11 protein-coding genes are annotated in these 11,100 nt (G+C 63.5%); 3 read left to right on the top strand and 8 right to left on the bottom strand.

Annotated elements, in window-relative coordinates:
* Positions 1–201 precede the first annotated feature (201 nt).
* On the bottom strand, positions 202–1,368 hold the full coding sequence (locus NKH80_RS13190; RefSeq protein ID WP_352706006.1) for an isobutyryl-CoA dehydrogenase: 1,167 nt from the start codon (positions 1,366–1,368) through the stop codon (positions 202–204).
* A gap of 138 nt (positions 1,369–1,506) precedes the next feature.
* On the opposite strand from NKH80_RS13190, the gene NKH80_RS13185 reads away from it, so the two are divergent.
* Positions 1,507–2,121 carry a dimethylsulfonioproprionate lyase family protein gene (locus tag NKH80_RS13185; protein ID WP_352991893.1) on the top strand — a complete coding sequence of 205 codons (615 nt, stop codon included), beginning with the start codon at positions 1,507–1,509 and terminating at the stop codon, positions 2,119–2,121.
* A 1-nt stretch (position 2,122) separates the two neighbouring features.
* A complete protein-coding gene (locus NKH80_RS13180) occupies positions 2,123–3,592 on the top strand; it encodes a cobyric acid synthase (RefSeq protein WP_352706002.1) in 1,470 nt (489 codons plus the stop codon).
* Here the strand turns inward: NKH80_RS13180 and NKH80_RS13175 are convergent.
* The 3 genes from NKH80_RS13175 to NKH80_RS13165 form a co-directional block, all read right to left on the bottom strand.
* Positions 3,589–4,011 carry a VOC family protein gene (locus tag NKH80_RS13175; RefSeq protein ID WP_352705999.1) on the bottom strand — a complete coding sequence of 141 codons (423 nt, stop codon included), beginning with the start codon at positions 4,009–4,011 and terminating at the stop codon, positions 3,589–3,591. The genes NKH80_RS13180 and NKH80_RS13175 overlap by 4 nt on opposite strands.
* Positions 4,012–4,084: 73 nt before the next feature.
* Positions 4,085–4,912 carry a helix-turn-helix domain-containing protein gene (locus NKH80_RS13170; protein ID WP_352705997.1) on the bottom strand — a complete coding sequence of 276 codons (828 nt, stop codon included), beginning with the start codon at positions 4,910–4,912 and terminating at the stop codon, positions 4,085–4,087.
* 110 nt (positions 4,913–5,022) lie between these two features.
* On the bottom strand, positions 5,023–5,193 hold the full coding sequence (locus NKH80_RS13165) for a hypothetical protein (protein WP_254818195.1): 171 nt from the start codon (positions 5,191–5,193) through the stop codon (positions 5,023–5,025).
* A gap of 189 nt (positions 5,194–5,382) precedes the next feature.
* Between NKH80_RS13165 and NKH80_RS13160 the strand changes: the two genes are divergently transcribed.
* Positions 5,383–5,814: a TerB family tellurite resistance protein gene (locus tag NKH80_RS13160; protein WP_352646871.1), complete on the top strand. Its 432-nt coding sequence runs from the start codon at positions 5,383–5,385 to the stop codon at positions 5,812–5,814.
* 10 nt (positions 5,815–5,824) lie between these two features.
* Here the strand turns inward: NKH80_RS13160 and NKH80_RS13155 are convergent, their stop codons facing one another.
* The 4 genes from NKH80_RS13155 to NKH80_RS13140 all read right to left on the bottom strand — a co-directional run bounded on the left by NKH80_RS13155 (position 5,825) and on the right by NKH80_RS13140 (position 10,977).
* Positions 5,825–7,447: an ABC transporter ATP-binding protein gene (locus NKH80_RS13155; RefSeq protein ID WP_352876237.1), complete on the bottom strand. Its 1,623-nt coding sequence runs from the start codon at positions 7,445–7,447 to the stop codon at positions 5,825–5,827.
* Positions 7,444–8,313: an ABC transporter permease gene (locus NKH80_RS13150; protein ID WP_352991889.1), complete on the bottom strand. Its 870-nt coding sequence runs from the start codon at positions 8,311–8,313 to the stop codon at positions 7,444–7,446. The genes NKH80_RS13155 and NKH80_RS13150 overlap by 4 nt, the downstream gene beginning before the upstream one ends.
* Entirely contained in the window at positions 8,310–9,257 is a 948-nt protein-coding gene (locus NKH80_RS13145) for an ABC transporter permease (RefSeq protein ID WP_352477630.1), read from the bottom strand. Before NKH80_RS13145 ends, NKH80_RS13150 begins: the two co-directional genes overlap by 4 nt.
* Before the next feature lie 241 nt (positions 9,258–9,498).
* Entirely contained in the window at positions 9,499–10,977 is a 1,479-nt protein-coding gene (locus NKH80_RS13140; RefSeq protein ID WP_352991887.1) for an ABC transporter substrate-binding protein, read from the bottom strand.
* Between the last annotated feature and the right edge of the window lie 123 nt (positions 10,978–11,100).

The raw sequence follows: 11,100 nt of genomic DNA, 5'->3' as shown, positions 1-11,100 counted from the left end.
TCGCTCCTTCGCTCAACTGCCTCTCCAAAGAATCCTTTCTCAGCCTAAACTCAACCCCAAAATCGCCATATGCGATTCCCCTGCCTTGGTCAGGGAGTAGGTGGTGACGGCCAGATCCATCGCTTGCTGTCATACGATAAGATCCTTGTACGAATTGATCTTGCCGGTCATCTTTCTGCCTACTGCCTACTGCCTACTGCCTTACCGCCCGATCAGGGCGCGAGCGATGATGACGCGCATGATCTCGTTGGTGCCTTCGAGGATCTGGTGGACACGCAGGTCGCGCACCAGCTTCTCGATGCCGTAATCGTGCAGATAACCATAGCCGCCGTGCAGCTGCAGGGCGTCGTTGGCGACATTGAAGCCGGTGTCGGTGACGAAGCGCTTCGTCATCGCCGACCATTTCGAGGCATCCGGCGCGTTGCGGTCGAGCTTCGAGGCGGCGGTGTAGAGGAAAATGCGCGCTGCCTGCAATTCGGTTTCCATGTCCGCAAGCTTGAACTGCAGCGCCTGGAACTGGTTGATCTTCGAGCCGAAAGCCTTGCGCTCGGCCGTGTAAGCGAGCGCCTTGTCGAGTGCCGATTGCCCGCCGCCGAGCGAGCAGGCGGCGATGTTCAACCGGCCGCCGTCGAGCCCGGCCATGGCGATGCCGAAGCCGGCGCCTTCTGCCGACAGAAGGTTTTCCGCCGGCACCTTGCAGTCCTCGAAGACGACCTGGCGCGTCGACTGCATGTGCCAGCCCATCTTGTGCTCGTTGGCGCCGAAAGAAAGGCCCGGCGCATCGTTCGGCACGACGAAGGTGGAAATGCCTTTCGGCCCGTCGGCGCCGGTGCGCGCCATGACGACATAGAGGTCGCTGTCGCCGGCACCGGAGATAAACTGCTTGGCGCCGTTCAGCACATAGTCGCCGCCGCTCTTTGTCGCGCGCGTCTTCAGCGCCGCCGCATCCGAGCCCGAGCCGGGCTCGGTCAGGCAATAGCTTGCCAGCCATTCCATTGAGGTCAGCTTCGGCAGGAAGCGCCGGCGCTGTTCGTCGCTGCCGAAGCGGTCGATCATCGATACCGCCATATTGTGGATAGAGATGAAGGCGGAAAACGCCGGATCGGCCCGCGAAAGCGCCTCGAAGATCAGCACGGCGTCGAGCCGGCCGAGCCCCGAGCCGCCGACATCCTCGCGGACATATATGCCTCCAAGGCCGAGCGGGCCCGTCTCGCGGATCACGTCGGCGGGGAAATACTTGTTGCGATCCCAGTCGAGTGCGTTCGGCGCCACACGGTCGGCGGCGAAGGCCTCGGCCATCTCCTGGATGGCGCGCTGGTCCTCGTTGAGTTCGAACTGGCTGGTGCCAGCATCGACAGCGGCGTCCATGGCGTGCTCCCTGACGTTTCCGGCCTGCTGGCCTGTCGTTTTTGGCTTTGCGCGCCGTTCAATCTAGACCAATGATGCCGCCGCGCAACCCGACCCGTCTGCGCAGCCGCTGTGCGCGAATGCGCTTTGGAGCAAAGTGTGACGACAAAATTCGACGAACTGCTTGGATGCTTCCATGCCTATCTCCAGACGTTCGACGATGCTCTGGTGCGCGACGCCGTGGCCCGGATCGGCTGGGACATGCCAAGCCGGCCGCTCGAACCGCATGCACTGCCTTGTCTCGTCCAGCTCGACCGTATCGTCGAACTCGCTCCCGTTGCGGCCAAGCCGCTGGCGCGGCTGGTTGCGGCGCGTCGCGGCGATCTGCGCTGGGGCCAGACCTATGGGGAAGCGGATTTCCGCAAGGTTTTCATCGACAATTACGGCTGGCTGGAGGTGTTCGGTACGCGCGGCTATTTCGTCAATGAAGAGGTCGCGGCCGGCCTGCTGATCCTTGGACCCGACATCGTCTACCCCGATCACCACCATGTCGCGGAGGAGATCTACATCCCGCTGACCGGCGGCACCGAATGGCGCATGGGCGATGGCGGTTTTCGCCTTCGAGCGCCGGGCGAGGTGATCCACCATGCCCCTGGCGTCAGCCACGCCATGCGCACCGGCAAGGAGCCGCTGCTGGCGCTCTATCTCTGGCGCGGCGGGCCACTGGCAGCCAAGTCGACGATCACCGTAACCGTTGCGCAGGGCAGGGACTGATATGGCCAAGGCGATCATGCTGCAGGGCACGGGTTCGGATGTCGGCAAGACGGTGCTCGTTGCCGGTCTGTGCCGCGCGGCCAGGAACCGTGGGCTGAAAGTGCGGCCGTTCAAGCCGCAGAACATGTCGAACAACGCCGCTGTCGCCGATATTCCAGGCGTTTCAGGCGGCGGTGAGATCGGCCGCGCCCAATGGCTGCAGGCGATCGCCTGCGGCGTGCCGCCGACCATCCACATGAACCCGGTGCTCCTCAAGCCGCAGACCGATGTCGGCGCTCAAGTCGTAGTGCAGGGCAAGGTGTTCGGCGAGGCGCGGGCGCGCGACTATCAGGCGCTGAAGGGCCGACTGATGGATGCGGTGCTGGACTCCTGGGCGACGGTCGGCGAGGGCGCGGACCTGGTCATTGTCGAGGGCGCGGGATCGCCGGCCGAGATCAACCTCAGGAGCCGCGACATTGCCAATATGGGCTTTGCGACGCGCGCCGGCGTGCCGGTGATCCTGGTCGGTGATATCGATCGCGGCGGCGTCATCGCCTCGGTCGCCGGCACCCACCTGATCCTGCCGGACGAGGACCGGCGCATGATCGTCGGCTATCTCATCAACAAGTTCCGCGGCGATGTCTCGCTGTTCGACGATGGCATCGAGGCGATCGAAAAATTCACCGGCTGGCGCTGCTTTGGCGTGGTGCCGTGGCTGAAAGCGGCGGCGCGGCTGCCGTCGGAAGACTCCGTCGTGCTCGAACGGCTGGCGTCCGGTGAGAAGCGCGCGCTGAAGATCGTCGTGCCGGTACTCTCGCGCATCGCCAATTTCGACGACCTCGACCCGCTCAAGGCCGAACCGCAGGTCGAGGTGGTGTTCGTGCCGCCTGGCCAGCGCCTGCCGCAGGATGCAGGGCTGGTGGTCATTCCCGGCTCGAAGTCGACGATCGGCGATCTCCTGAAATTCCGCGAGAACGGCTGGGACCGCGACCTTGCCGCGCACAGGAAACGCGGTGGCCATATCGTGGGCATCTGCGGCGGCTTCCAGATGCTCGGCCATGTCGTGCGCGATCCCGATGGTATCGAGGGCAGCGTTACCGAGACGCAAGGCCTCGGGCTGCTCGACGTCGAAACGGTGATGGAGCCGGAAAAGACGGTGCGCAATGTCAGCGCGCGCTCGGTGCCGTTCGATCTGCCGCTCGAGGGCTACGAAATCCATCTCGGTCGCACCACCGGTCCGGACACGCTGCGGCCGTCCGCCGTTATCAACGGCATCGATGACGGCGCTATCTCGGCCGACGGCAAGGTGCTGGGCACCTATATGCACGGGCTGTTTTCCGCCGATGCCTTCCGGGCGAAATTCCTCGAAAGCCTCGGCGTCAAGGGCGGCGGCATCGACTACCGCGCCGAGGTCGAACGGGCACTGGACGAGATCGCCGCCGAGCTGGAAACCCACCTCGACTGCGACGCCATCTTTGGGCTGGCGCGTTAGCTGGCAGCTTCGTCAGCCTTTGGCCAGTAGGTGCCGAACGACCAGACATTGCCTTCCGGATCGCGGCAGATGAATTCGCGGCTGCCATAGTCGCGGTCGGTGAGTTCTTCCAGAATCTCGGCGCCGGCGGTCTTTGCCCGCGCGTATGCCGCATCTGCGTCAGCGACCGCAACGTAGATCGACTTGCCGCCGCCCGAACCGGGCGCGCCGACCATCTTGCCATAGGCATCGTCGCGCGCCGTGCCGAGCATGATGATCGAGGAGCCGAAAGCGAGTTCGGCATGGTGCACCACGTCGCCTTCGCCATAGCGGGCGCGAACGCTAAAGCCGAAGGCCTCGCACAGCCAATCGATCATCCTGCCGGCATTCCTGTAGCGCAGCGCCGGATAAAGCCGCGGTGGTTCGGTGGTGTTCGGCATGACTGATCTCCTTCAGCGGGTTGGTCGATCAACCCAGTCTGGGCGAAGGCTGGTTGCGCGTCTTGAAGAAATGTTACCTCGCGGCGACAGTGGTCGGTGTGACGCCTGCGAGGTCGCGGAACTCGCGCACCAGATGCGCCTGGTCGGCATAGCCGCAGTCGGCGGCGATGTCGGCCCAATCACTGTTGGCCTGTCTCGACAGGCCAAGCGCATGGTTGAAACGGACGATGCGCGACAGCGTTTTTGGGCCGGTGCCGACTGCGTCCGAAAATTTTCCGGTAAGATGCTTGCGGCTCCAGCCAAGCTTTTCGGCCAGCGTCGAGATGCGGGTCCGCCCACGCGTCGAGACGATCGTCTCATAGGCCCAGACCATTTCGGCCTGAGTGCGGTCTGCGGTTGCCAACCGATCGCCGACGAAGGCCTCGGCGATGGCAAAGCGCGAGCTCCAATCCGGCGCATTGCCAAGCCTTTCGCGAAGCGCGATGCCTTCGACGCCGAGCACGTCATCCAGGCCGACCATGCGGTCGGTCAGTTCGCTCATCGGGCGGCCGAAGAAGCGACGAGCGCCGAGCGGAGTGAAATTGATCTGCACACAGCAGGCGCCGCCGAAGGATTCGATCACCACCGGCCCGGCATAAAGGCCGGCGGCAAAACTGGCGAAGCGGTCATTGTCGCCTGGGTCCTGGCCGAGCCCGATGGCAAATGGTTCGGCAAAGCTGATGACCAGCGGCACGGTCAGCGAGGCATATTCGATCGCGCGGAAATGGCCTGGCATGGTTTCGCGAAAGCCGCACATGTCAGTGACGGCGCCCTGAAGTCGATGGCTCGGCGCGCGCCGCACCATCTCGAACCGATCGAGCTCCGGGCTGTCGTGGCGGCTGCCGTCTTCGCTGGTGGGCATGCGCTTTCCCTGGTCCAGGAATTCTAACAGACCATCCTGCAGAATCAAAAGCGCCCGGTTTTTGGCCGGGCGCTCCGAGTTGCCTGAGATTCCGAATTGTCTGGACGTGTTTAAGCGCCGCGCATCAGACAGCCGGCGGCCAGCACGATGTAGGCGATGACGACAATCCACACGGAAGCCAAAGGGATAAACGCAAGAACGCCAAGCGCGGCGAGAACGCCGATGATGGCGATGACAAGGGATATGATAAAAATAAGCTGGGTAGGTGCACTGAGATTCATGTCCGTCCCTCCTCAACATGATTCGTACAGCGGCATGGTATCAGTCGCACGGTCACACACCAATGAGCGCAGCGGCTTGCCGGATTGGCCGGCAGCTTTCCGGCGAGAAAACATGCGGCTCCAGCACGCGCATCCCCGTTTGCGCCAGGCCGATTCCGCGCTACCTTCCGAACGAATCGGAAGGGGCTGATGGCGATGGGATTGCTGGACCAGATACGCTCGATTTTCGACGGCGACCCCGGGGTGCGCAAGGTGGCGGACGATCCGGTGCTGTCGGCGGAGCTACTGATGCTGTTCCGCATGATACTGGCCGATGGGTCGGTCAGCGAAAGCGAAATGACCGCCTTCAGGCGTATCTGCCGGGACGCCTTCGGCATTCCCGAAACCAGCGTCGACAGCGTCATCGAATATCTCAACGAATTCGGCTACGAGACCAACGGCTCCCAGGCCATCGCGCAATTCCGCGACCTCGATGTCGAGCGGCGCAAGCTGCTCGCCCGCCACATGGCGGAAATCGCCAAGGCCGATTCGCAACTTGCCGGGAGTGAGATGCAGCTGCTGCGCCGCACGCTCGACCTGCTCGACATCAGCCCTGCCGATGTGGTCAAGCCGCAAGGCTAACGGTTGCCGCTCACCCCTGTTCCTGCAGCCGTTTCGCGATCGCCCGATGCAAATCGGGAGCGGCGGCGACCAACGCCTTGGCCGCTGCGGATTGCGGGTGGTCGAGCACTTCGCTTGTCCTGCCGCGCTCGACGATCTTGCCGTCATGCATGACCATCACTTCGTCGGTGATGGCGCGGGCGACGGTCAGATCATGGGTGATGAACAGATAGGCGATACCGAGCTTCTGGTTGAGCTCCGCGAACAAATCGAGGATCTGGGCGCGGATCGAGACGTCGAGCGCCGAGACCGGCTCGTCGGCGACGACCAGCTTCGGCCGCGTGATGATGGCGCGGGCGATCGAAAGGCGCTGACGCTGGCCACCCGAAAACTCATGCGGATACTTGTCCATGTCGCCTGGTGAAAGGCCGACCTCGTGCAGCGCATGCGCCACCATCTCGCGCCGCGCGGCGGGCGCCGGCTTCTTCTCCAGCACATGCAGCGGCTCGGCCACCAATCTTTCGACCTTCTGGCGTGGGTCGAACGAGCCATACGGGTCCTGGAACACGACCTGCATGTCGCGCCGTGCCGGCTTTAGCTCCACCTCGCTCTTGCCGATGAGGGTGTCGCCGCGGAAGCGGATCGTACCGGTCGTCGGCTTGTCCAGTGCCAGGATCATGCGAGCAAGCGTCGACTTGCCGCAGCCGGAACGCCCGACCAGCGCCACCGACCGGCCGGGCGCCATCGCGAAGGAGACATCGTCGACGGCGCGGATGGGAGCCGCGCGTTTCAACAGCGATACGCGCCGTCCCGGATAGTCCCGCGTTACGTTCTCTACCTGAAGCAGCGGTTTGGCCGATCCGCTGTCGTGTGTCTTGGCCCGCGCCGGCACATGCATCGAGGCCTGCGCCAGCTGTCGCGTGTAGGGATGAAGTTGTTCCGACAGCGTGCGCGCGGTATCGCCGGCCTCCATCACCTCGCCATGGCGCAGGATGGTGATGCGGTCCGCCATCTCGGTCACCACTGCGAGGTCATGCGAGATCAGCAGCAGGCCCATGCGGTTTTCCGCTACGAGATCTCGCAGCAGGTCGAGGATCTGCGCCTGCAGCACCACGTCGAGCGCGGTCGTCGGCTCGTCGGCGATCAGCAGCTTGGGTTTCAGTGCACAGGCAATGGCAATGACGACGCGCTGACGCTGGCCGCCGGAGAGTTCGTGCGGATAACGCGAGAGCGGGAATTGTGCTGCCGGCAGGCCGACCCGGTCCAGCATTTTTCGCGCCCGTTCCTCAGCGTCGGCGCGGCTCGCCCTGGTGTGCCAGCGAATACCCTCGGCGACCTGCTCGCCGATGGTTTTGACCGGATTGAGCGCCGTCATCGGCTCCTGGAACACCATGCCGATGTCGTCTCCGCGCAGCGCGCACATCTGGTCCTCGCTGGCGGCCAGGATGTCGATGCCGTCGAAGGTGATGCGTCCCCTGGTATGCGCTGCCCAAGGCAGAAGCTGCATGACGGTGAGCGCCGTCATCGACTTGCCGGAGCCGGATTCGCCAACCAGCCCCATCACTTCGCCCGGCGCGACGGAAAGTTCGATGTCTCTGAGGATACGGGTGCTGCCGATGGTCAGCGACAGCTTCTCGATTTCGAGCAGGCTCATCGCTGCCGCCGCGATTTCGGATCGAGGATGTCGGCAATGCCGTCGCCAAGCAGGTTGAGGCCAAGCACCGTGATGACAATCGCCATGCCCGGAAAGATCGCCATCCACGGTGCCACCACCATGCGGGTCTGGGCATCGAACAGCATGCGGCCCCAGCTCGGCATCGGTGGCTGGGTGCCCAGCCCGACATAAGAAAGCCCGGCTTCGGCCAGTATGCCCAGCGCGAACTGGATGGTGCCTTGCACCAGCAGCAGCGTGGCGATGTTGGGCAGCACATGTTCGATGCTGATCAGCGTCCTGCTCTTGCCGGCGGCGCGGGCGGCGAGGATGAATTCGCGCGGCCAGATCGCCAGGGCGCCGGCCCGGGCGACACGCGCGAACACCGGGATGTTGAAGATGCCGATGGCAATGATGGCGTTGAACGCGCCCGGCCCGAAGATGGCGGTGATCATGATTGCCGAAAGCAGCGCCGGAAAGGCGAAGACTAAATCGTTCAACCGCATCAGCACGTCGTCGGCGAAGCCGCCGCGCGCCGCGGCAAAGGCGCCGAGCGGTACGCCGACGCCCATGCCGATGCCGACCGCCACCAGCGCCACGGCAATCGAGTTGCGGGCGCCAACCATGATCATCGACAGGATGTCGCGACCGAAATGGTCGGTGCCGAACCAGTGCGCCAGCGACGGCGCCTGGGTCTTGTCGGAAATGACCAGTTTGGTGACATCGTAAGGCGTCCAGAAGAAGGACAGGATCGCGACCGCCGCAACCAGTACGGTGATGACGAAGCCGGCGAGGAACGAACGGTTTCGAAACGCCTTGGCCAGGATACCGGCAAGGTTCTCGTCGGGGATGTCGATGTGCAGCGTCATTGCCGGCCTCTCAGGCGCGGATCGACCACCGCATAGGAGAGATCGACAACGAAATTGACGATGATGACCGCGGCGACCAGCAACATGACGACGCTCTCGACCACGATCAGGTCACGCTGATTGATCGCCTGGAACACCAGCCGGCCGAGGCCGGGCAAGTAGAAGACGTTCTCGATGATGATGGTGCCGGCAAGCAGGAAAGCGAATTGCAGGCCTAGAATGGTGACCACCGGGATCATGGCGTTGCGCAGCGCATGCCGCCACAAGACAAGGCGATAGGGCAGGCCCTTGGCGCGGGCGGTTCGGATGTAGTCCTCGTTCAGCACTTCGATCAGCGCCGAGCGGGTGACCCGGGCGAGGATCGCCGCCTGTGGCAGAGCGAGGGCGACCGCCGGCAGAAGCAGCGATTTCAGTGCCGGCCAGACGCCGGCGCTCCAGCCGGGAAAGCCGCCGCCCGGCACCAGCCGCAGCCAGACGGCGAACAGATAAATCAGCATCAGCGCAAACCAGAAATTGGGCACGGCGACGCCAAGCTGGGCGGCACCCATCGCGATCGTGTCGCCGGCCCGGCCGTGCCGGCTGGCGGAAAACAGTCCGACCGGAATGGCTATGATGGTGGACAGCGCCAGCGCCATCAGTGCCAGCGGCAGCGAGACGACGAGGCGCTCACGGACCAGATCGATGACCGGCACCGAATAGGTGTAGGAACGGCCGAAATCGAGGCTCAGCAAGCCGCCGGCCCAATGCAGATAGCGCAGCACGACGGGAGCGTTGAGACCCATCTGGTTGCGCAGCAATTCGATCTGGTCGGCGCTGGCGTTCAGGCCAAGCATCAGCCGCGCCGGGTCGCCGGGAATGATTTCCAGCACGGCAAAGACCACCATCGAGGCCAGAACCAGCGTGACGACGGCGATGGCGAGCCGCTTGAGGAGGTAGGCGGTCATGAACGTTCAGGAACCGCTGTGTTGGCGAACGCAGAAACCGGGCGAAGCTTGCGTTCCCGCTCACCCTCTGTGCCGGATATCTCCCCCTCAAGCGGGGAGATTGAGCCCTCTTCGCTAACCACTAGCGTTGCAAGGACAGAGCCAGCGTGGAAACGGCCAGTCTCCCCCCTTGAGGGGGAGATGTCCGGCAGGACAGAGGGGGGTATGACGGAGTGCAACTTTCGCCCCTTCTGTCAGCGCCTCAATCCGTCCACTTCACCTTGGTCAGGTCGTTGGCCTGGATCGGGGCGTTTTCCCACAGGCCCTGCAGTTTGGCGTCCCAGACGCCGACCTTCGGCAATTCGTACAGGAAGCCGACCACGGCGTCATCTGCCAGGACCTTCTGCGCCTCGCCGAGCAGCGTCGTGCGCTTGGCCTCATCGGAGGTAAGGTTCAGCTCCTCGATGATCTTGTCGAAGGCCGGATTGTCGTAATTGAAGTAGTAGTCCTTACGCGAATAGATATCGATGTCGTTGGGCTCGGTATGGGAAACGATGGTCAGGTCGTAATCCTTCTTGGTGAAGACCTGGTCCAGCCATTGCGCCCATTCAACCGGTATGATCTCGAGATCGATGCCGATTTCGCGAAGCTCGGAGGCGATGATCTCGCCACCGAGCCGCGCGTAGGAGGGCGGCGGCAGCTTGAGCGTCGCCTTGAAGCCATTCTCCAGGCCGGCTTCCTTCAGCAATTCCTTGGCCTTGTCCACATTGTGCGGATAGAGGCCGGTGAGGTCGACATAGGCCTTGCTGGCGGGCGACATGTGCGAGCCGATCGGCACGCCGAGGCCGGCCGAGGCGCCGTCGATGATCGCCTTGCGATCGAGCGCAAAGGAAATCGCCTGCCTGACCTGCAGCTTGTCGAACGGCGGCTTCTTGTTGTTGATCGACAGGATGGTTTCACCCTCGGTCGAGCCGATCACCACCTTGAAGCGTGGGTCGTCCTTGACCTGGGCGACGCTGTCGGGGTCGAAGAACGGAAAGGCCTGGACGTCGCCGGAAAGCAGCGCCGGAACGGCGGCGGCGGCATCCGGAATGATGCGGAACTCGGCCTTGTCGAGAAATACCGGGGCGCCCCAGTAATTGTCCGACTTGCCCAGCGTGATCGATGAGCCCTTGGCCCAGTTCTGGAACTTGAATGGGCCGGTGCCGATTGGTTTTTCCTTGTTGGTGTCGGCTGTCTCAGGCGCCACGATAACCGCGTCGCCCCAGCCCATATTGTAGAGGAACGAGCCTTGCGGGTTCTTCAGCGTGACCTTCACCGTCGCGGGATCGACGACCTCGACCTTGGCGATGGCGGCAAACAGGCCCTTTTGCGCGTTGACGGAATTTTCGGCGCGGGCACGGTCGAGCGAGAATTTCACGTCGTCGGCGTTGAAGTCGGTGCCGTCATGGAATTTCACGCCGGTATGCAGCTTGAAAATGTAGACCTTGCCATCGTCGGAAATGCTCCAGCTTTCCGCGAGATCGGGCAGCACCTCGCCGTTCGGGCCGATGCGGGTTAGGCCCTCGAAGACATTGGCATAGAGTACCTCGTCGATTGCCGCGGCGGCACCCGCGGTCGGGTCGAGATGCGGGGGTTCGAGCGCAATGCCGATGACCAGGTCGGTGCGCGCGGCCATCGCCGAGGTTCCGGCGGCCAACGCCAGCGCCGCGGCGGCCAGAATGGTTTTCCACAATTTCATCGTGCAACTCCCCAAATCTAAAACACCTGCTCAAACCCGGCCGGATAGAAGCGTGAATTCGCCGCCGAGTAAATTGCGTTTCGTACCGTCGGCGATCGCCGGGAGGAATGTTTTTTTTCGCCC

Source organism: Mesorhizobium sp. M0904, from assembly GCF_040319475.1.
In the GTDB taxonomy this organism is placed as follows: domain Bacteria; phylum Pseudomonadota; class Alphaproteobacteria; order Rhizobiales; family Rhizobiaceae; genus Mesorhizobium.
Note: the sequence above shows the minus strand (reverse complement) of the source record. Positions and strands in the feature narration are given on the sequence as shown.

Excerpts from the sequence above, each read along its gene's own strand:
- NKH80_RS13190 (WP_352706006.1), bottom strand. The coding sequence starts at position 1,368 with ATGGACGCCGCTGTCGATGCTGGCACCAGCCAGTTCGAACTCAACGAG.
- NKH80_RS13180 (WP_352706002.1), top strand. The coding sequence starts at position 2,123 with ATGGCCAAGGCGATCATGCTGCAGGGCACGGGTTCGGATGTCGGCAAG.
- NKH80_RS13175 (WP_352705999.1), bottom strand. The coding sequence starts at position 4,011 with ATGCCGAACACCACCGAACCACCGCGGCTTTATCCGGCGCTGCGCTAC.
- NKH80_RS13170 (WP_352705997.1), bottom strand. The coding sequence starts at position 4,912 with ATGCCCACCAGCGAAGACGGCAGCCGCCACGACAGCCCGGAGCTCGAT.
- NKH80_RS13165 (WP_254818195.1), bottom strand. The coding sequence starts at position 5,193 with ATGAATCTCAGTGCACCTACCCAGCTTATTTTTATCATATCCCTTGTC.
- NKH80_RS13160 (WP_352646871.1), top strand. The coding sequence starts at position 5,383 with ATGGCGATGGGATTGCTGGACCAGATACGCTCGATTTTCGACGGCGAC.
- NKH80_RS13155 (WP_352876237.1), bottom strand. The coding sequence starts at position 7,447 with ATGAGCCTGCTCGAAATCGAGAAGCTGTCGCTGACCATCGGCAGCACC.
- NKH80_RS13150 (WP_352991889.1), bottom strand. The coding sequence starts at position 8,313 with ATGACGCTGCACATCGACATCCCCGACGAGAACCTTGCCGGTATCCTG.
- NKH80_RS13145 (WP_352477630.1), bottom strand. The coding sequence starts at position 9,257 with ATGACCGCCTACCTCCTCAAGCGGCTCGCCATCGCCGTCGTCACGCTG.
- NKH80_RS13140 (WP_352991887.1), bottom strand. The coding sequence starts at position 10,977 with ATGAAATTGTGGAAAACCATTCTGGCCGCCGCGGCGCTGGCGTTGGCC.